This is a genomic window from Mycobacterium sp. SMC-18 (assembly GCF_045310895.1).
In the GTDB taxonomy this organism is placed as follows: domain Bacteria; phylum Actinomycetota; class Actinomycetes; order Mycobacteriales; family Mycobacteriaceae; genus Mycobacterium.
The window spans coordinates 25,719-45,321 of sequence record NZ_JBJIAL010000045.1 but is presented as its reverse complement, the minus strand read 5'-3'; the positions used below and the strand labels follow the sequence as shown (position 1 = coordinate 45,321).

Below are 19,603 nucleotides of genomic sequence, written 5' to 3'. Positions count from 1 at the left end.
TACTATTCCCAACTCGTGACCGGTAGACCGGCCGGATCACAGAAACCTGAGGGTGCATGAAACCCGGGACGGTTCAGGGTACGCCGCGATGGCAGGTGCTCCTTAGAACGGTGCGGGTTCATCGCAGGCTTCCGTCGTCGAGGTCATGTTGGCGATGCGTTCTTGGTTGGCTGTGCGGGCTTGGTTGATGAGTTGTCGGCGTTCTTGGGTGCGGGTGTGTTTGCGTTTGGGCATGCAGTGACCGCGGGTGGGTGTGCGTGGTGGTTCCTCGGTGGTCTCGGGTGTTCCGGTGGGTTGGGCCAGTTGTGGGTACCAGTGGGCGCCTTCGGGTTTGGTGATGTAGGTGTGCCCGGTGGGGGCGGTCCACACGACGGTGCCGTCGGGGAACTGTTGGTCCTGCCAAGGGTGGAAGGTTTTGAGCAGGTGGTGGAACCGGCACAGGCATTTGAGGTTTGACGGGTGCGTCGGCCCCGCGGGATAGGCGGTGGTGTGGTCGATGTCGCAGGCTTCGGCGGGCCGGTCGCAGCCGGGGAATCGGCAGGTCAGGTCCCGGCAGCGCACGAATTCGGCGAGTTTGGCCGAGGGCCGGTATCGGGGTTCGGCCGCATCCGGTGGCAGGTCCACCTGGCGGATGGTCGCGCCGTCGGCCAGCCTTTCGACCTGCTCGGCGGGGATCTGCCCGTACCCGGGCAGGAACCCTTCAGCGCCGCCGTCGGGAGTGCCGGGGCCGGTGATCACATGGATGACCGCCCGGGTACCGACCGTCGGCGCCGGCAACTCGCCCGCGACCGCGGCGGCGGGGCAATCATCTTGCCCGCATTCGCAGCGCAGCCGGCCGCCGCGGGCCAGAGCGTCGATGGCCGCGGCCCGCCGTTCATCGTGGCTGCGCGGATCGGCCTGGCACACCCCTTTCGCCAAGTCATCCAAGACCGCGTCGAGCACCGCGGCGGTCGCGGCGTCCACCGTCCCGCAGATACTGGCGGCGCCGGGGCCGCAGGCGCGGATGTCGAGGTAGCGGGCTTGTGACGGGGCTTTGGGCGGGTGCACACCGGCCTTATCGGCGTTGGCGATGATCGCGTCGATGCGTTGTTCCATTTTCGGTTTCGACAACCGTCCCCAGGCCACGATCTTGGCGGCGAGGTCGGCGTCGACGCGTTGGGCGACGTCGTCGTCGATGATCAGGTCGGTGCGGGCGACGATCATCGCGACCATCACCGCGTCGATCAGCCCTTTGGCATACACCGCCGCGACGTTGGGCAGACGGGTGCGCAGCATCACCGCCCGGTCCACCTGGGCCTGTGCCCGTTTGCGGGACATCCCCAGCGCGGCGGCGACCTCCACGATCAGCCCGGCGTAGCCGTCGATCGCCCAATACCGTTTTTCGATGTCGTCGTCGGGGGCGCGTAGCTCCCACAGGTCGCCGATCGCGGCCAGGCGCCGGGCGCCGGCGGCGTTCTCCTCGCGAGAGGCGAGGGTGATCGCGTCGACCGCCGCAGCCGCGGCGTGGGGACCACCAATTGATTCGCTCATACGTTCGAATGTAGACCTGCCCACCGACAAGTCCAGGCGGTTGCGACACCCTGGCATCGACGATTAGGACACCTAAACAGAAGGGCCCCAGCAGGATTGGCGCCCGGGCGGGGATCGTCAACGGTTAGGGCAACTAGCCACCCGACCCGGCGAGAGGCGCCGATCCTCGACGGTTAGGACAGCTAGTCAACGGCACGGCGCAGTAGCAGCGATTAGCCGACCTAACCGTCGAGGGTCCAGGGTCCGAGTCGCGTGCCGCATCGAAGGCAGCTAGCCGCCCTAACCGTCGAGGATCGACCAGCCGGCGCCGGCGCCCCCTGGGATCGGCCGGGACGATTGCGGAGTCGACCTAACCGTCGAGGGTCCCAGACCGTCGAGAGAGCTCCGGACGCCGAAGCGACCTGTGCCGCATGAGCGTCAAAGGACAGCTAGGCCACCTAAGCGTCGACGATCCCCCGCCGCCACCACCATGGGAAGAGGTAGGACCGACAAACCCGGCCGCGGTTTACCCAGCTCACCTAACCGTCGAGGGTGCATTGCTGGGCCTGCGAAACCCGGCATGGACGACGCGCCGCGGAATTAGAGTCAGGTACACCCGCCGGACCGGCAAAGGAGTGCCCATGACAACCACCGCTCCCATCGACGTCCTGGTCATCGGCGCCGGGATTTCCGGCATCGGAATGGCGTATCACCTCAAGCATTTTCGCCCGGGTACGTCGTTCGTGGTCCTGGAGGGACGAGACGCGATCGGCGGCACCTGGAGCCTGCACCAGTACCCGGGTATCCGGTCCGACTCGGATATGCCGACCTTCGGCTTCGGCTTCAAACCGTGGACGCACCGCAAGTCCATCGCGGACGGGCACATCATCCTCGACTACCTGCAGCAGACCGTCGAGGAGAACGACCTGGCCGGCCACATCCGGTTCGGTTACCACGTGGATTCGGCGAATTTCGATTCCCGGCAAGGGCTTTGGACCGTCTCGACCACCCACGACGGGCACACCGAGACGTTCACCTCACGCTTCCTGTTCCTGGGCACCGGGTACTACGACTACGAGAACCCGTACATCCCCGACTTCCCCGGCCGCGAGGATTTCGAGGGCCCGGTGATCCACCCCCAACTGTGGCCGAAAGACCTGGACTACACCGGCAAGAACGTCGTCGTCATCGGCAGCGGCGCGACGGCCGTCACGCTGATCCCGAACATGGCCGACAAGGCCGCGCACGTCACCATGCTGCAGCGGTCCCCGAGCTACGTGTTCTCGATACCGGCGTCCGACCCGATCGCCAACGTGCTCAACAAGGTGCTCGGCCACGAGCGGGCGTACAAGATCGTGCGGCGCAAGAACATCTCGCTGAACCGCGGAATGTTCAAGATGTGTATGCGCCACCCGAAGCTGATGCGAAAGCTGTTGATCGCCAACGTGGCTCGACAGCTGCCCAAGAATTTCGACGTCGACACGCACTTCACGCCCAGGTACAACCCGTGGCAGCAGCGCCTGGCCATGGTGCCCGACGGCGACCTGTTCAAGATGGTCTCGTCGGGCAAGGCGTCGATCGTCACCGACCACATCGAGCGGTTCACCAAGCACGGCATCCTCTTGAAGTCCGGCCAGGAACTGGCTGCCGACATCATCATCTCGGCGACCGGACTGAACATGGTCCCCTTCGGGAAGATCGCGCTGAGCGTCGACGGACACCTGCTGCATCTCCCGGACCTCACGGTCTACAAGGCCATGATGCTGTCCGGCGTGCCGAATTTCGCGTTCGCCGTCGGCTACACCAACATCGCCTGGACCTTGAAGGTCGATCTGGTGTGCGAGCACTTCTGCCGAATGCTCGACTACATGGACGAGCACGGCTACGCCAAGGTGGTCCCGATCCTCGAGGACGGGACCATGGAACGAGTTCCCTTGCTGGACATGACGTCCGGCTATGTCCAGCGGGCCGTCGCGAAGTTCCCGCGCGGCGGCACCTACGGCCCGTGGGCTTTCAAGCATGCCTACGAAATGGACCAAGAGCGGCTGCGCAACGGGCCCATCGAGGATCCCGCCCTCGTCTTCACGCCCGCCGCCGCACCACTGTCCGTGGTCTGACCGAAGGAGCGATCATGACAACCGACTTCGTATTCATCAGTCACGGTGAGCGTTGTGCCGCTTCGCATCTGACCGCCCGGAGTGACGCACTGACCGGAAAGAGCGGGCGGCCGTGCGTCGTCATGGCCCACGGCTTCGGCGGCACCCGCGACTCCGGCCTGATGCCGTTCGCCGAGCCTTTCGCCGCCGCCGGGATGGACGTGGTGCTGTTCGACTACCGCGGCTTCGGCGATTCGGAAGGCGAACCCCGCCAGGATATTTCGGTGAACAAGCAGCGGCAGGACTATCACGCCGCCGTCGACGCCGCCCGAAACCTCCCGGGTGTCGACCGCGACCGCATCGCGCTGTGGGGCACGTCGTATTCGGGCGGGCACGTCATCGCCGTCGCCGCCGAGGACCAGCGCGTGGCCGCCGTGGTTTCGATGTGTCCCGCGACCGACGGCATGGCCGCCTTGCTGCAGGCATTCCGGGCGGCCGGGGCCGGGCCGATAGCCCGCGTGCTCGCGCACGGGCTGTTCGATGCCGCCGGAGCCCGGTTGGGCCGCCGGCCGCACTATCTGCCGGTCGTCGGACAACCCGGCGCCACCGCGGCTCTCACCACGCCCGGGTCCGAGGAGGCCTACACCGCCCTCGCCGGCCCCACCTGGCGCAACGAGTTCGCCGCCCGCACCGTGCTCGAGATGGCGTTCAACCGCCCGACCGTCCACGCCAGTGAACTGGAGTGCCCGCTGCTGGTGCAGGTGGGCACCAACGACCTCATCGCGCCGCCCGATGCCGCCCGCCGCGCCGCGAAGAAGGCCGGGTACCTGGCCCATCTGGTCGAGTACCCCGCCGAGCATTTCGATTTCTACGACGGCCCCTGCCATGAGGCGGCGCTGGCTGATCAGCTAACTTTCCTGACCCGCGTCCTCGATCCGATCCGTTCGACCGACGTGCATTTGCGGTCGACGAACCCGCCGGCACCGCGGCTGGCGGTCAAACTGCCGTGGTGAACGCGTCCGCTTGGCATGATCTGCACCGAGTGTTGAGCGAAAGGGCGGACTGAATGTTCGACAGGGTTGTGGCGACGACTCGCAACTGGCTGGAAGTTGCTCGCTACGGCGGGTTGGAGACGGGCGAAGAGCCGGCGCCGTACGACGTCGTCGCCCAGGGCCGCATCCACAAGCTGCGGCGCTACCGCACCACCGGCGAGGCAGGCCGTCCCCAGGTGCTGCTGGTGCCACCGCTGATGCTCACCGCCGACGTATTCGACGTATCGCCGCAGGCCAGCGGCGTCCGCACTCTGATCGACAACGGCATCGACCCGTGGGTCATCGACTTCGGCTCGCCGGAGAAGGAAGCGGGCGGTCTCGAGCGCAACCTGGCCGACCATGTGCTGGCGGTCGACGCGGCCATCGATGAGATGGTCAACTTGACCGGCGGCGACGTCCACCTCGCCGGCTACTCGCAGGGCGGCATGTTCTGCTATCAGACCTCCGCGTACCGGCGCAGCGCCGGCATCGCCAGCGTCATCACCTTCGGCAGCCCGGTCGATCTCAGCAAAACCGCCCCGATGGGTGTCCCGGCAGAAATCGCGATCCCCGGCATGGGGTTTGTGATGGAGAACGTGCTGCGCGGCCGGTCCGTACCGGGCTGGGCGACGCGGCTCGGGTTCCAGCTGCTCGACCCCGTGAAAGCGGTGACGGGCCAGCTGCAGTTCCTGGCCGCACTGCACGACCGCGACGCCCTGCTGCCGCGCGAAGGGCAGCGCCGCTACCTGATGAACGACGGCTGGGTGGCGTGGCCCGGCCCGGCGCTCGCCGAGTTCCTGCAGCAGTTCCTGATGCACAACCGGATGCTGACGGGCGGGTTCAGCATCGCCGGACGGCCGGTGACGCTCGCCGACATCACCTCGCCGATCCTGGCGTTCGTCGGCGATGTCGACGAGATCGCCCCGCCGGCCTCGGTGCGCGGCATCCTCGGTGCGGCGCCACGCGCGGACATCTACGAAAGCACCTTGCACGCCGGGCATTTCGGGTTGGTCGTCGGCAGCACGGCGACGTCGCACACGTGGCCGCTGGTCGCCGACTGGATGCGGTATGCCGAGGGCAACGGCCCGCAGCCGGAGCACGTCACCAAGGTCGACACCGCGACCACCGCCGCCGAACCGGCGCCGACCGGACCGGCCGAGGGTGTCCAGGCGTTGATCGACGCCGGGTGCATGGTTGCCGGCTCCGTCGCCCGTTCGGTCGGGGACGTGCGCGGCATGTTCGGCACCGTGTCGCGGCAGATGCCCCGGTTGGCGCGCATCCGGAGACTGGACGCGAACACCCGAATCTCGTTGGCGCTCTTGTTCGATGAGCAGGCGCAGCACGCACCCAACGACGTCAGCTTCATGTACGAGGACCGCAGCTACACCTACGGCGAGAACAAGGTCCGTATCGACGCGGTGGTACGCGGCCTGCTCGCCGCGGGCGTGCGCGCCGGTGAGCACGTCGGCGTGTTGATGGGCACGCGCCCGTCGGCGCTGGCGGTGGTGACGGCGCTCAACCGCATCGGCGCGGTGGCGGTGATGCTCCGCCCCGGCGCCGATACCGCGCGTGAGGTCGAACTCGGCAGGGTCAACCGCGTCATCGCCGACCCCGAACACTCCGAGGCCGACTTCGCCGGCCGTCCGCTGCACACATTCCTGTTGGACACCCCGTACCTCAACCGGGACCGCACCCTGACCGCCCTGGAGATCGGCGAGACCAACGCCGTGCGCATCCCGGACTGGTACCGCCCCAACCCGGGCCGCGCCGGCGAGCTCGCGTTCATCTTCTTCGGCGGCCCGGACGACGATCCCCGCCCCATCCGAGTCACCAACGGCCGCTTCGGTTTGTCGGCGTACGGCACTGCGACGTCGGCGACGCTCAACAACTCCGACACCGTCTACTGCATCAACCCGATCTACCACACCTCCGGTCTGCTGACCGGCATCGGCGGTGCGGTCGCCGGTGGTAGCCGACTGGCGATGGCCAAGGACCTGGACCCGACCACGTTCTGGACTGAAGTGCGCCGCTACGGCGTGACCATCGTCTGCTACACGTGGGCGCAGTTGCGGCCACTGGTCAACGCCGCGCCGCAGCCCGCCGAGCGCAACCACTCGGTGCGCCTGTTCGTCGGCTCCGGCATGCCGCGCGGCCTGTGGCGCCGCGTGCTGGACCGGTTCGCGCCGGCCGGGGTTCTTGACTTCTGGTCCACGAGCGAGGGCGAGGCCATCCTGGCCAACGTCAACCCGGCCAAGCCCGGATCGCTGGGCCGGCCGCTCCCGGGTAGCGCGACGGTCGAGGTCGTGCGGTGGGATCCCGAAGCGCAGCAAGTCGTTTCGGGCGCAGACGGGTACGCCATCCGGTGCGCCGACGACGAGACCGGTCTGCTGCTGGTGAAGATCAGTTCGGCCACCACCGCGTCGGCGCCGCCGCTGCGCAATCTGTTCGAGGCCGGCGACGCCTGGTTCTCCAGCGGCAGCCTGGTCAGCCGGGACGCCGACGGCGACTACTGGCTGATCGACTCCGTCGACACCCAGATCCGCGCCGCCGACGAAGTGGTGGCGTCCCTGCCGATCACCGCGGCCCTCGGCAAGCTGCCCGCCGTCGACCTGGTGCACACCTATGGAGTCGCCTCGGACGACGCCGAAGTGGCGGTCGCGGCAGTGTCCCTGCTGGACGGGCAGGACATCTCCGCGGCCGACCTGGACGAGGCGCTCGCGACCCTGCCGCTCCAGCAGCGGCCCGCGTTCGTCCGCGTCGTCGACGAGGTGCCGATGACGCCGTGGCACCGCCCGGTCGCCGGGCCGCTGCGTCGCGACCCGCTGCCCCCGCCCGGCCGCTACTTCACCCGGACCGACGACGGCAGTTACAAGGAAAGCTGACACCGGCCTGACGAAGTCGTCAATAATTGACACATGAAGAAAAGCATTGCTGCAGTGCTGTTCCTGCTGGCGTCTGCGGCCGTGCCGGCCGTCGGCGCACCGGCCGCACACGCCGATGTGTGCGGCAGCGTCGGCGGTCGCCACGTCAGTGCCGGTGGCTGCACGAACGTCGCCGGCGACGCGGCGGTGGCCGCGGCGGCTCCGGAGGACGCGGCCGCCCAGGCCGCCGCCGGCCGGCCACCGTGCTACACCCCGGCCGGGGTGCCCTACTACACACCGGGTGACTTGCCTTGTAACTGAGGCCATTTAGGCTGACGGCATGCACAAGACTCTGCAGCGAGCCGCCGTCATCGCCGCGGCCGCCTTGGCACCCATGGCCATCACCGCTGCGATCGCACCGGCCGTCAGCAACGCGGACTGCGACAACGGCACCTGGTGGGACCCGGTGCAGAACCGGTGCCAGGCCCCGCTGGTGCAGAACTGTCCCGGCGGCTGGTGGGACCCGAACATCAACAGCTGCCGGCCGCCGGTCTCGACGACGCCGCTCGACTGCCGCGACGGCGCGTGGTGGGACCCGATCAACAACATCTGCCGTCCGCCGCTGCTGCCGCAGTAGCGGGTCCGGTCAGACCAGGTAGTACAGCTCCTCGTCGCTGCCGACGCGGGCGGGGACCAGCCGCGACTCCGCGTAGCGGACCGCCTTGAGCGTGGCAGAGAACTCCTTCTCCTCTTCCGGGAAGATGCGCTCGTCCGGGAACCACTCACGCAGCCCGACATTGCTGAGGAGGTCCAGGATGTCGGGCCGGACGCCGGCCAGCAGGACGGTGACGCCCAGCTCCGCCAGGTCATGCAGGAACCGCTCGACCCGCTCGATGCCGACCGCGTCGGGGTTGCGGGCCCGTTTGAGACGGAGCACGACGAACTGGGTGCCTTCGGCCTTGACCCGTTCGGTGAGTGCGTCCAGGGCGTGCTCGATTTCCGGTGCGGCACCGAAGAACAGCTCGCCTTCGATGTCGTAGATCAACACCGCCGGGTTGTCGGGCTCATCGCCGACCCGCTCCCGGACCACGCGTTCGGGCGTGACCACCAACTCGGCGATCTTGAGCTTCGAGGCCCGCGGCACGAACAGCAGGATCGACAGCGCAACGCCGAGCAGCACTGCCTTGTCCAGGTCGATGACCACACCGGTGATCGCCGTGACGATCACCAGACCGGCGTCGTAGCGAGATGCTTTGACCGTGCGCACCAGTCGATGGAAATCGACCAGACGCACTGCGGTGACGAGCAACAAGCCGGCCAGCGCCGCCTTCGGGATGTAGCTCAGCAGGGGCGCGAACAACAGCAGTGCGCCGGCCACCGCCGCCGACGCGATGACGCCGGAGAACCGGGTGGCCGCGCCCGCCTGGAAGTTGATCGCCGACCGCGACAGTGAACCCGAACCGGGCAGGCTCTGGAAGAAGCCGCCGGTGAGGTTGGCCAGCCCCTCGGCCACGATCTGCCGGTTGTAGTCGATCTTCTGCTGCGTCTGGTGCGCAATGGCTTTCGCGATCGACAGCGCCTCGATCAAGCCGATGAAAGCGACCGCCAACGCGCCCTCTGACAGATGCGGCAGCCACTCCCAATGCACCACCGGAATGTGGAAGTCGGGCAGGCTGGCGGGAATCTTCCCGGTGATCGACACGGCGGTCTTACCCCCGTGGCCGGGCGTCGACCAGCCCGAGAAGTAGGCGATCAGCGCCGCGATGACCAACACGGCGAGCATGTCGATCTGCGGCCAGCCGTAGCGCTGCACCAACTTTCGGAGCACGACGGCCGCGACGACAGCTGTGACGCTCAGGACCACGGCTCGGTAATTGATCGCGTCGCCGTGGAACAGCGTGAGGTAGGTGCGGTACAGCACCTGCATGTTGCCGTTGCCCCGATCCTTGACACCGAGCGCATTTCCCAACTGGCCCAAGGCAAGTAGGAACGCGGCTGCTGCCATGAACCCGACGATCACGGACTCGGAGATGTAGCGGGTCAGGTCACCCAGTTTGAACACCGAGATCAGGATCTGAATGGTGCCCACCAGCACCCCGAGCACGAACAGCGCCTCGAACAGCTCGGTGCGGTTCTCTGGATCGATGAACGCCAACGAGCTGAACACCAACAGCGAGATGGCGCTGGTGGGTCCGTTGATCAGGTGCGACGACGAGCCGAATATCGACGCGATGAGCGTCACCACGATCGCAGAGAAGACACCGTATTTGGGGTCGACGCCCGCGATGAGGGCGTAGGCCATGCCCTGCGGCAGCGCGATGGCGGCCACCGTCAGGCCTGCGATCAGATCGCGCCGGGCGAGGGTGCGGTCGTAGACGGGTTTCAGGTTGGAAAGCAGGCTCACGATCCCACCACCGTTCGCTGCGCAGGGATATGAATGGTGTCGATGATTCCGTTGTCGCCGAAGAACTTTTCGGCGGCGTCGTCCCAGTCCTTGGCGATCGCGGTCACCGGGAACAGCGCGATGTCCGGCAACTGGGCGCGATACTTGGCCTGGATCTGCGGGTTGATGGAGCGGTACCCGTACTTCGCGATGACGTCCTGCGCCGGGTCGGTGAACAGGTAGTTCAGGTAGGCCTTGGCGTAGGCCTCGGTCTTCTTGCCTGCCACGTTCGCATCGACCCAGGCCACCGCGGGCTCGGCCTTGATACTCACCGGTGGATACACGATCTGCAGCTCGTAGGGTGCCGCAGCCACCTCGCGGATGGCTTCGTTCTCCCATGTCAGGTGCACATCGCCGATCTTCTGCACGGCGAAGCTGGTGGCCGCGCCGCGCGCGCCCTCGTCGGCGACGGCGACGTGTTTGAACAATGCCGCCAGGTAGTCGTGGGCCGCCGCCTCGGAGCCGCCGCGGGTCGTCACCGACCCCCACCCGGCGAGCACGCTGAGCTTGCCGTTGCCCGAGGTGCGCGGGTCCGGCGTCACCACCGAGACATCGTCCTTGACCAGATCGGGCCAGTCATGGATGTTCTTCGGGTTGTCCTTGCGGACCACGAACACGATGGTCGACGTGTAGGGGACCGAGTTGTTGGGCAGCCGGTGCTGCCAGTCCTTGGCGATCAGCCCGCGCTTGGCCAGTTTGTCGACGTCACTGACCAACGCCAGTGAGACCACACCGGCTTTCGACGTACCGTCGATGACGTTGCGCGCCTGCCGGCCGGATCCGCCGTGCGACTGTGCGATGTCGACGGTGACGCCGGACTGCTTGCGGTACTGCGCGACGAACTGCGGGTCCAGCGCCGCGTACAGCTCACGCGTCGGGTCGTACGACACGTTCAGCAGCGCGTCCGGTGACGAGCCGTGAATGTTCTTGAACCCGATCAGAACTCCGGCCACCGCGATGGCGACGACGCCGACCACACCGAGCGGGGATATGTGTTGTCTGCTCATCGCCACCTCTGTTCACTACGGAAGATCGACGTTAGGCAGCAGGACGCGCCGGGGCAGCGGTCTGGATCAGCGCGATCAGATCTCCCGTAGCCTGATGGCCGATGAACCACACACGGCTCACCATGTCTGCCACCGCTGCGCTGACGGCCGCGCTGCTTGCCGGCTGCGACAGCACCACCCCCGGAAGCCCGAAGACGGGGCTGCCCAGCGGAGAAACGTCTGCCACCAGCACGCCGACCCCGAGTGAGAAGGCGATCCGCCCGGTGCCGGTGAGCCCCCTCCCCGCACCGAGCGCCGCGCCACCGACGGCCCAGGCGCTCGCTCCGCAGAACGGCTATGTCTTCATCGCGACCAAATCCGGCCAGACCCGGTGCCAACTCAGCAAGACCGAAGTCGACTGTGAGTCGGCCTTCACCAACCCACCCAAGGTCAGCGGAGAGAGCGCCAATGGCGTCCGGGTCACCGCCGACGGCAAATTGTCTTGGGTGGTGGGCAATCTCGGCGCCATTCCAACCGTGACGCTGGATTACCAGACCTACTCGGCGGTGGGCTGGACCATCCTCGCCGGAGCCGAAGGCACCCGCTTCACCAATGCGGCGACGGGCCATGGGATGTTCGTCTCGACGGCGGGTGTGAAGTCGTTCTGATTCATTAGGCTGGGCGGCATGGACTTCCGGGTATTCGTCGAACCACAGCAGGGTGCCACCTACGCCGACCAGCTCGCCGTCGCTCAGGCCGCCGAAAGGCTCGGTTACTCAGCGTTTTTCCGCTCCGACCACTACCTGGCCATGGCCGGCGACGGGCTGCCCGGCCCCACCGACTCCTGGGTGACGCTCGGCGGCATCGCCCGTGAGACCAGCACCATCCGGCTGGGCACCATGGTCACCTCCGCCACGTTCCGCTACCCGGGCCCGCTCGCCATCGCCGTCGCGCAGGTCGACGAAATGAGCGGGGGCCGTGTCGAATTGGGCCTCGGCGCCGGGTGGTTCGCCGAAGAGCACGAGGCCTACGCCATCCCGTTCCCGGGGCTGGGCGAACGCTTCGAGCGGCTGGAAGAACAGCTGCAGATCATCACCGGCTTCTGGGACACCCCGGTCGGCGAGCACTTCGACTTCACCGGCAAGCACTACACCGTCAAGAACTCCCCGGCGCTGCCCAAGCCGGCACAGGCCCATCCGCCGGTCATCATCGGTGGTGGCGGCGCCAAGCGGACCCCGGCGCTGGCCGCCAAGTTCGCCGCCGAGTTCAACATCCCGTTCGTCGACATCGACACCCTGACCACCCAGTTCGGCCGGGTCCGGGCGGCTGTCGAAGCGGCCGGCCGGGCGCCCGAAAGCATCACGTACTCGGCGGCTTTCGTGCTGTGTGCGGGCAGGGACGAGGCGGAGATCGCGCGCCGGGCCGCCGCCATCGGCCGCGAGGTCGACGAGATGCGCGGCAACTCCCCCACCGTCGGCACCCCGGCCGAGATCGTCGACAAGCTGGCGCCGTTCATCGCGGCCGGCGTCGAGCGCATCTACCTGCAGGTGCTGGACATGGCCGATCTCGACCACATCGAGTTCTTCAGCACGGAAGTCATTCCCCAGCTACGCTGACCGGCCATGACCGAGCGGCCGTGGCACGAGCGCACCCCGCATGTCGTCGGCGCCAGCCTCGCCGCGCTCGCCGCGATCGCGCTGCTGTATTTCGCGGGGTCCTGGCTGGTGCGGCACTACAACCAGCCACAGCCGCCGCCGGTGCCCGTCATCGTGAATGACCCGGTCCACTCGTCGACCACGGCGGTCACGACCACCACGACGTCGACCAGCTACACGTCGGTGACCCCGTCGACGACCGACATCGACGTGTCGCCCCCGACGCAGACGACGGACACCACGTCCGAGACATCCACCCCGCGGGGCGACAGCACGACGACCAGCCGTACCCCGCCGACGTCGACGTCGATCACGCAGTCGAGGCGCACCCACCCGCCGGGGCCGCGACCGCACTAGTGCGTGAAGAACTCGATCATCAGCACCTGGAGTTCACCGACGCAGCCACCGAGGATGGCGCCGATGGCGATCATCAACGGTTCGTCGTCCTTGAACACCGGCCGCAGAATCGACTCGTACTCCTCGTTGGTGAGCTGATTCATCTTCTCGATGATCGTCTTTTCCAGATCGATCTTGCTCATGGCGTAGTCCTGCGCGTCCAGCAGCGTGGCCGGCAGCCTCTCGACGACGAGATCGACGACGCGGTCTTTCAGCGCGTTGTACTTCGACGTGCCCACGGCGAACTTCACGACGGTGCCGGTCCACCCGCCGATCTCGTTGTCGATGGCGGCCTCGACCTCCCGCGCGATCATGGCGAACAGCTTGTCGGCGCCGGGACCTTTGAGGATGCCGTCGAAGAGGATGTCGGGCGCGAACAGGTCCTCGGAGAGGATGCGCGCGTAGTCGGCGGTGATCTTCTCGCGCTGGGCGTGCAGCAGTCCCTGGAACTTGATGAAGCCCAGGTACTTGGTCGGCTTGATGGGCCGGAACAGCATGTTGAGCGCGATGTAGTCGCTGATCAGACCGATACCGAAGCCGAAGGCCGGCATGATCCACGGCAGCTTGAAGATGGCCCAGACGAACATCTGCGCGGTACCGATGATCAGGCCGAAGTAGATGCCGCTGCGCCGGACGAACGCCATGGCGTCGTCGGACAGGCCGCGCATCAGCTTGTTGAGCTTCTCCTTGTTGCGCACCAGCGTGGTGACCGCGAGGAACTGCAGGTCGACGAACCGGCTGAGGTCCGACTGCATCTCGTTCAGCATCTTCTCGGTGATGCGCGGCGCCTGGGCGTGGATGCGGTTGAGGATCGCCTGGCGGCCCGCCTCGGGCAGGGAATCCCACAGCCCCGGACGGATCTCCTCGGCGACGTCGCGGGCGATGTCGTTGATCGATGCCGACAGCGGTTCGCGCAGCACCTCGACTGCCTCTTTGGCGTCGATCCGCGACAGCAGTTCCTCGGGTTTGAGCAGATTCGCGGTGAGCAGCTCGATCGTGGTCGAGCCGACCTTGCCGGCCCGCCGCGGGATGATGCCCTGCCAGCCGATGGGACCGATGCCCTTGAACTCCAGCGGCCGGTAGATCATCTCCATCGCGACGATCTTGGTGCTCCACCCGACGAAGGCGGCCACCAATGGCATCGAGAAGTAGATGATCCAGTGCTCGCGGAAGTCGAGGAGGATCTCGGTCAGGGACATCAGCGCCACCCGTTCTGGTCGTCCTCCGCGGTGGCGGCGGCCCACAGCGATCGGCCCAGCGGCGACAGCGTCAGCGTCAGCTTCTCCACCTTGGCGGGCAGCGGACCCTTCGACGCGGCCTTGATCGCGTTGAGGACGATGGTCTCAGCCATCAACACCTCGTACTCGGTTTTCAGCGCAGAATCCTCCGGACCGATCTCCACGAGGCGCAGCGCCAGCAAATGCCCGACGTACTGCGGCGTCATCTGTGGGAGGGCGACGTTCGCGGTCCGGCCGACGAGTGCCGCGTTCTCCAGCACGGGCTTGCGGGTGCGGTCGTAGACGTTGACCAAGGGGGATACGGAGCCGTCGGACAGGGCGCCGACGATGCGGGCCTCGTCGGCGACCAGCTGATCGAGGAGATGGTGGTAGAGCTCGGTCTGGCTGCCGGCGGTGTTCTGGTCGAGCGCCCTGTTGAGCAGCTGGCTCATCTTGGAGTTGAGCGACTCTTCGGCGGGCGCCGATTTGGCCGTATCGGCCGCCGCGACGACGTCGTCGGCATCGTCTTCCGGTTCCAGTTCGTTGAGGCCTTTGCGCAGCGCGCCGACGATCTGCTGCTCGGTCCAGCTGTAGACGTCCAGACCGAGTCGAGCGGCGTCCACCGCGCGTCCTACCAGGCCGAAGGGATCAAACGATTGAGCCACCCGCAAACGGTAGCCGCGCGGGGTACCAAATTGCCAACGATCTCGAATATCTCACCTTCCCTGCGCCGCATAGTCGGCGACCAGGGCCTCGGCGCTGCGCACGGCGGCCCGGCAGGCGCGTGCGGTGAAGGGGTCGTTGAGCGGGTGATCGGCCCGGCGGCGCCACCGCTGCACCGCCGCGAACGCCGCCCGCGGGCCGTCGTACGGCGCGTCGTTGCTCAGCCCGAGCCGGCTCGCCGCATCGGTCCCCGAGCCACCGATGATGCGGCGCAGTGAGGCCATCTCGTCGTCGTTCAAAGTGGTTGGCCGGGAGCGTAACTGACCGAGCAGTCGCAATTCTTCGAAGGCGTGCGTATCGGCCAGCAGTGGATCGATGTCCGCCAGGATGAACGGCGTCGCGTAGATGGGATTGGCTTCCACGAAGCGCCGCAGCGAACGCAACGCGGTGTGTGCCTTGAGCATGTCGGCGCGTTGCGCGAACTGCTGATCGATGACGTCCCGCAGGGCCACCAGCCCGCTACGCTCGAGCAGTTCGTCGGCCAGCCCCTGGGAGTCGGTGACGCCGGCACGCAGCACCGCGATCGCGATCCGGATGCCGAACATGCCGAACCTGTCCAGCAGCGCGGCCCGGGTGATGGCGTCCACGGGCAGCGAATCATCGTGTCGGGCAAAGCGATCCGCCGACAGCATGGCCTTGGTCAGCGCCGTCGCGCCGTCGCCGTCCAGGGCGGCCAGCTTCTGCAGCGCCGTGAACTCACTCTGCTGCAATGTGCGCGCGGTCAGCGCCAGCAGTCCCGACACCGGGACGACGGCCTGGCACACGCCGGTGCGGTCCAGTTCCGCGGTGAATCGGGTGGCCACCTCGCGGGCCGACATCATGGCGTCGATGCGCCCCGCCCCGATCTCGTCGGCGCGCGACGCGACCCCGATGACACCGAGAGCGCCCGAGCCGCTGCCGACGAGTTCCCCGATCTGCTTGAGCAGCGCGATGTCTGGCGCGTTGAGGGTGCGCAGCAGGAAAACGACGGCGTCCACCCGCGGTACGCCGTCGCGCGGCACCAGCAGTTGCAGCGTGCGGTCGGAGACGTCACGTGACAGCGACGACGTGCCCGGGGTGTCGATGATGGTCGTCTGTTCCAATTCCGCTGCGGGCCACTGCACGTCGAGGTCGACGATGTCTCCGATGTTGGCGGCACCCTGCGCCCCGGAATATCGTGCGAGGTCGAAGGTGAGGCCGTCACCGCGGGTGATCGGCACGTCGGTGCGGCGACCGTCCCGATGGTTGGCGGTGACGCGGGGCGTCATGCCATGCCGGAACCAGGTGACCAGCCGGGTGGCCTCTGTGGCGTCGGTGGGCGCAATCTCTTCGCCCACAAGCGCATTCACGAGCGTCGACTTGCCGGCCTTGAGGGTGCCGGCCAGGGCGATGCGGATCGGCTGATCGAGCCGGCGGCCGATCCAGTCCAGTTCGGCCAGGGCCTGCGGCCGGTGCTGGTAAACGGGGTCTGACCGGTAGGCCGAGATGACGCCGCCCAGGATGGCGCGGACGCGTGCGCTTGTGCTCACTGCGCCAGGGCCGGAGTGAGTTTCACCGCGTTGTCGATGACCTGGCGCAGGATGTTCAACTGCCGCTCCAGTTCCCGCACGCGGTTGTCGCGCTCGCCCGCTTCGATCTGCGCTGCGGCGAGGGTGGCCTGCAGCGACTCGTTGAGCGAGCGGGTGGTCTGGTTGGCGATGCCCCGGTAGTGATCGCGCAAGTGGCGCTGGATGTTTCGCAGCCGGTCACGCGATTCCTTGCCGACGGCGAACGACACGTCGTCGACGAACCGGCGGACGTTCATCTTCGCCTCGCCGCGCACCCGCAGCATGCGGTTCTCCATGTCTTCCTTGTAGGCCTTGCGGCCCAGCACAAGTCCGGCGCCCAGCGACAGCGGGTTGAACATGCCGAGCCCGGCGAACGAGGTCAGCATGCCGAACATCAGCACACCGCCGTAGGACCCGCGCATCCCGGTGATCACCTTGTGCCCGGCCCGGATCGGCTCGGACTCCAGTCGCGCCACAGGGTTGAACTCGCCCAGGCCCGCACCCATGTCGCGGGCCCTGACCTCGGCCAGTTCGACCGAATCCAGCCCGGCCTCGACGAACGTACGGGCCACCTCCGCGGCGAGCGCCTCGGCGCGCTGATGCGCCCAGACGAAGTTGTCGCCCACCGCGGTCGCGACGACGTTCTCCAACTCGGCGCCGATCTCGGCCCAGTGCTGCGTGGGATCGCAGCCGTCGATGACGCGCTCGGTGTGTGCGGTGATGTTGCGGAACCGGTTACGCAGGTCGTGGTCGACGTCGGCGGTCAGGTCGGCGATGCCGTCGTTGAGCACCTGTTGCCACAATGCGGTCTGCTGCAACGCATTCTGGGCGTCTTCCTTCTTCTGCTCCAACTCGGCCTTGATGCGCTCGATCTTGGCGGGGTCGTTGATCGCGGCCAGTTCGGTGGACACCGCCAGGGTGAGATGTTCTGCGGCCGCGTGGATCTCGGTGACCACCTGATCCTTGATGCGGTCGTTCTCGCGACTGAGCACCTTGTCGGTGAGGAACTTGATGATCGCCGGGAAGTTCGACTCGTCGTTCAGTTCCTTGTCGTTCAGCGCCAGCGCATGGGTCCGCAGTGCCGAAGAGACCGGAACCACGGGGACGTTCAGCCGGGCGCGCTGCAGATGCGCGCCATTGGCCGCGACGATCTCGCGCCAGTGCGGATACAGGTCGGTCTTGGTGGCGACAATCGTTGCCACCGGGCAGATTTCGAGGGCCTGCCGGATGAACGTGAGCTCCGGCTCGGTGAACTCCTGGCTGGTGTCACTGATCATCAGGAGGGCGTCGGCGTCGGGCAGCAGGCCGAGGGTGGCCGACAGGTGCGGCTGCCCCAGCCCACCCACCCCGGGGGTATCGACAAAGGTGAGGCCGCCTTTGAGCATCGGGCTCGGCGCCGCCACCTCGACACGCAGCACCTGACGACCCTGGGCCTGCGGGGCGTGGCGCAGATCGGTCGACAGCTGGTTGGGCGGAATGGCGACGACGGACGGATCGGCCCCTTCCTGATCGGGAGCCAGCACGAGCTCGGCAGCCGCCGCGTCGCCGTAGTGGACGACGGTGGTGAGCACCGTGCTCTCGTCATCGCCGACGCGCGCGACCGGCATGTTCAGCAACGAGTTCAGCAACTGACTCTTGCCCTGCTTGAGCTGCCCGGCGATCACCACCCGGATCTGCGGATCGCTGATCCGGTTCTTGGCCGCCAGCAACCGCTGCGCCAGGTCTTCGCGGTCGTTGAGGCCTGCGATCCGGCTGGTGTGGTCGATCAACTCGACGATCACCGCGACCGGGCGCGGGTTCGCCTCGTTCGGCTGCGTCACTGGGCTCTCCTCGACTGCATTGTCACTGTCTAACGGTATGCGCAAACATCCGGCGGGGCCTGTAGGTGGCCCCGCCGGAGGAGTTTGTCGCGATCGATCAGTGCATGTGCGGATCGATGTGGGTGGTGTGGCTCATGTCGGTGGTGGTGTGGGTTTCGGTCGGTGCGTAGGTGTTCATGCTGGCCTCGTGCACCGAGCTGTCGGCAACCGTGCTGTGCACCGAGTTGTCGGCGCTCAGGTCGGTGTGGGTGGTGTTCCCGCTGCCGATGTTGGTGTGGGTGCTGTTGCCGCTACCGATGCTGGTGTTGGCCGTGTTCCCGCTGTTCAGGCTGGTGTTCACCGTCGAGGAGTGCGACGAGTCGTCGATGACGCTCTTGTTGCCGCTGCCCAGGTCGCCACCGACGGTGGTCTGGTTGCCACCGACGTGCGTCGACGAGGTGTTGCCGTCGTTGATGACGATGTTGCCGCCACTGCCACCGCTGCCGCCGCTGGCGTGGCCGCCACCGATCAGGCCGCCGCCGGCGCTGGCGCCGCCGCCGTTGCCGCCACCGGTGTTGACGTCGTTGACCACCGGACCCGAGTTGCCCTGGATGATGTGGCCGCCCGCGGTCTGCGAGTTGTCGGTCGCGTGGTTGCCGGTCCCGACGATCACCGGGGAGTGGCTGCCGGTCAGGATGTCGCCGTTGGTGACGGTGTTGCCGTCACCCTGCACGGCGCCCTTGCCGCTGGCGATGTCACCGTGGTTGTTGCCCGCGATGTTGACGCCGCCGTCGCCCTGCTGGACGTGGCTGCCACCGAGGGTGATGTCACCGAAGCCCAGGTTGAAGGCACCCTGCTGGGCGTTGGCGCCGGCGTGCTGGTCGGGGCTCAGCACCGGGATGTCGTTGCCGCTGGCGATCGGCACGTTGTTGTGGCTGGCGAAGTCGGTCTGGTTGCGGCTGGCGAACTCGGTGTTCGGGGCGAAGGCGGTCTGCGGGGAGAACGGCGAGGACATGCTGTAGTAGTCCGAGACCGCGTTCTGCAGGCCGACGACCGGGTCGCCGCCACCGAGCACGACGCCGGCGGGGACGGCACTCGCGGCGACCGAGGCGAGCTGCGCGGAGGTGACACCGGCGAGGCCGGCGTCGCGCATGGTCTGCTCGGGGTTCGCGACGAACGAGCTCGCGACGGTCGGGAAGCGGAACAGGTCGATGATGAATTCGATCAGGCTGGTCATTGGAGTCCCTTTCGTTGGGTGTTGCTCTGGGGAAGTTCTCTCGCCGCTGTCCGGCGAACTGAGAACAACGTTAGGGGCCGTCGAGAGCCGTGCAAACGGGGCAACCACCCCTACCCCCAACGAA

16 protein-coding genes are annotated in these 19,603 nt (G+C 67.3%); 8 read left to right on the top strand and 8 right to left on the bottom strand.

The window, feature by feature from the left end; all coding sequences use genetic code 11:
- Positions 1–102: 102 nt before the first annotated feature.
- The gene (locus tag ACJH6J_RS26030) at positions 103–1,530 is read right to left on the bottom strand and encodes an HNH endonuclease signature motif containing protein (protein WP_212808130.1); all 1,428 of its coding nucleotides are present in this window, start codon (positions 1,528–1,530) and stop codon (positions 103–105) included.
- 620 nt (positions 1,531–2,150) lie between these two features.
- Here ACJH6J_RS26030 and ACJH6J_RS26025 point away from each other — a divergent pair.
- The 5 genes from ACJH6J_RS26025 to ACJH6J_RS26005 are packed head-to-tail and all read left to right on the top strand — an operon-like array spanning position 2,151 to position 8,134.
- Positions 2,151–3,626, top strand: a complete 1,476-nt coding sequence (locus ACJH6J_RS26025) for an NAD(P)/FAD-dependent oxidoreductase (RefSeq protein WP_212808129.1) — start codon at positions 2,151–2,153, stop codon at positions 3,624–3,626.
- Positions 3,627–3,640: 14 nt separating this feature from the next.
- Positions 3,641–4,618: an alpha/beta hydrolase gene (locus ACJH6J_RS26020; protein ID WP_212808128.1), complete on the top strand. Its 978-nt coding sequence runs from the start codon at positions 3,641–3,643 to the stop codon at positions 4,616–4,618.
- A gap of 53 nt (positions 4,619–4,671) precedes the next feature.
- Positions 4,672–7,518, top strand: coding sequence for an AMP-binding protein (locus tag ACJH6J_RS26015; protein WP_406804763.1), 2,847 nt, complete (start codon positions 4,672–4,674; stop codon positions 7,516–7,518).
- Between the two features lie 33 nt (positions 7,519–7,551).
- On the top strand, positions 7,552–7,818 hold the full coding sequence (locus tag ACJH6J_RS26010; protein WP_406775148.1) for a hypothetical protein: 267 nt from the start codon (positions 7,552–7,554) through the stop codon (positions 7,816–7,818).
- A gap of 19 nt (positions 7,819–7,837) precedes the next feature.
- The gene (locus tag ACJH6J_RS26005) at positions 7,838–8,134 is read left to right on the top strand and encodes a hypothetical protein (RefSeq protein WP_212808126.1); all 297 of its coding nucleotides are present in this window, start codon (positions 7,838–7,840) and stop codon (positions 8,132–8,134) included.
- Positions 8,135–8,143: 9 nt separating this feature from the next.
- Here ACJH6J_RS26005 and ACJH6J_RS26000 read toward each other — a convergent pair whose 3' ends face one another.
- A complete protein-coding gene (locus tag ACJH6J_RS26000; RefSeq protein WP_406804762.1) occupies positions 8,144–9,901 on the bottom strand; it encodes a SulP family inorganic anion transporter in 1,758 nt (585 codons plus the stop codon).
- The gene (locus ACJH6J_RS25995) at positions 9,898–10,947 is read right to left on the bottom strand and encodes a sulfate ABC transporter substrate-binding protein (RefSeq protein ID WP_406775150.1); all 1,050 of its coding nucleotides are present in this window, start codon (positions 10,945–10,947) and stop codon (positions 9,898–9,900) included. Before ACJH6J_RS25995 ends, ACJH6J_RS26000 begins: the two co-directional genes overlap by 4 nt.
- Positions 10,948–11,048: 101 nt before the next feature.
- On the opposite strand from ACJH6J_RS25995, the gene ACJH6J_RS25990 reads away from it, so the two are divergent.
- The 3 genes from ACJH6J_RS25990 to ACJH6J_RS25980 are packed head-to-tail and all read left to right on the top strand — an operon-like array spanning position 11,049 to position 12,938.
- Entirely contained in the window at positions 11,049–11,594 is a 546-nt protein-coding gene (locus ACJH6J_RS25990; RefSeq protein ID WP_406775151.1) for a hypothetical protein, read from the top strand.
- Between the two features lie 18 nt (positions 11,595–11,612).
- Positions 11,613–12,542, top strand: coding sequence for an LLM class F420-dependent oxidoreductase (locus tag ACJH6J_RS25985; RefSeq protein WP_406804761.1), 930 nt, complete (start codon positions 11,613–11,615; stop codon positions 12,540–12,542).
- A 6-nt stretch (positions 12,543–12,548) separates the two neighbouring features.
- Positions 12,549–12,938, top strand: coding sequence for a hypothetical protein (locus ACJH6J_RS25980; protein ID WP_406804760.1), 390 nt, complete (start codon positions 12,549–12,551; stop codon positions 12,936–12,938).
- Here ACJH6J_RS25980 and ACJH6J_RS25975 read toward each other — a convergent pair.
- From ACJH6J_RS25975 to ACJH6J_RS25955, 5 genes are all read right to left on the bottom strand, one after another.
- Positions 12,935–14,176, bottom strand: a complete 1,242-nt coding sequence (locus tag ACJH6J_RS25975; protein WP_406804759.1) for a DUF445 domain-containing protein — start codon at positions 14,174–14,176, stop codon at positions 12,935–12,937. The two genes, ACJH6J_RS25980 and ACJH6J_RS25975, sit on opposite strands and share 4 nt — an antisense overlap.
- The gene (locus tag ACJH6J_RS25970; protein ID WP_212808120.1) at positions 14,176–14,859 is read right to left on the bottom strand and encodes an Abi-alpha family protein; all 684 of its coding nucleotides are present in this window, start codon (positions 14,857–14,859) and stop codon (positions 14,176–14,178) included. The genes ACJH6J_RS25975 and ACJH6J_RS25970 overlap by 1 nt, the downstream gene beginning before the upstream one ends.
- Positions 14,860–14,910: 51 nt before the next feature.
- Entirely contained in the window at positions 14,911–16,425 is a 1,515-nt protein-coding gene (locus ACJH6J_RS25965; protein ID WP_406804758.1) for a dynamin family protein, read from the bottom strand.
- Positions 16,422–18,263: a dynamin family protein gene (locus tag ACJH6J_RS25960; protein ID WP_406804757.1), complete on the bottom strand. Its 1,842-nt coding sequence runs from the start codon at positions 18,261–18,263 to the stop codon at positions 16,422–16,424. The genes ACJH6J_RS25965 and ACJH6J_RS25960 overlap by 4 nt, the downstream gene beginning before the upstream one ends.
- A 97-nt stretch (positions 18,264–18,360) precedes the next feature.
- Entirely contained in the window at positions 18,361–19,479 is a 1,119-nt protein-coding gene (locus ACJH6J_RS25955) for an IniB N-terminal domain-containing protein (protein ID WP_406802260.1), read from the bottom strand.
- Between the last annotated feature and the right edge of the window lie 124 nt (positions 19,480–19,603).

Bases quoted from the DNA above. Each gene is read 5' to 3' on its own strand.
- ACJH6J_RS25975 (WP_406804759.1), bottom strand. From the start codon at position 14,176: ATGTCCCTGACCGAGATCCTCCTCGACTTCCGCGAGCACTGGATCATC.
- ACJH6J_RS26020 (WP_212808128.1), top strand. From the start codon at position 3,641: ATGACAACCGACTTCGTATTCATCAGTCACGGTGAGCGTTGTGCCGCT.
- ACJH6J_RS26005 (WP_212808126.1), top strand. From the start codon at position 7,838: ATGCACAAGACTCTGCAGCGAGCCGCCGTCATCGCCGCGGCCGCCTTG.
- ACJH6J_RS26025 (WP_212808129.1), top strand. From the start codon at position 2,151: ATGACAACCACCGCTCCCATCGACGTCCTGGTCATCGGCGCCGGGATT.
- ACJH6J_RS25955 (WP_406802260.1), bottom strand. From the start codon at position 19,479: ATGACCAGCCTGATCGAATTCATCATCGACCTGTTCCGCTTCCCGACC.
- ACJH6J_RS26010 (WP_406775148.1), top strand. From the start codon at position 7,552: ATGAAGAAAAGCATTGCTGCAGTGCTGTTCCTGCTGGCGTCTGCGGCC.
- ACJH6J_RS25990 (WP_406775151.1), top strand. From the start codon at position 11,049: ATGAACCACACACGGCTCACCATGTCTGCCACCGCTGCGCTGACGGCC.
- ACJH6J_RS25985 (WP_406804761.1), top strand. From the start codon at position 11,613: ATGGACTTCCGGGTATTCGTCGAACCACAGCAGGGTGCCACCTACGCC.
- ACJH6J_RS26015 (WP_406804763.1), top strand. From the start codon at position 4,672: ATGTTCGACAGGGTTGTGGCGACGACTCGCAACTGGCTGGAAGTTGCT.
- ACJH6J_RS25980 (WP_406804760.1), top strand. From the start codon at position 12,549: ATGACCGAGCGGCCGTGGCACGAGCGCACCCCGCATGTCGTCGGCGCC.
- ACJH6J_RS25995 (WP_406775150.1), bottom strand. From the start codon at position 10,947: ATGAGCAGACAACACATATCCCCGCTCGGTGTGGTCGGCGTCGTCGCC.
- ACJH6J_RS26030 (WP_212808130.1), bottom strand. From the start codon at position 1,530: ATGAGCGAATCAATTGGTGGTCCCCACGCCGCGGCTGCGGCGGTCGAC.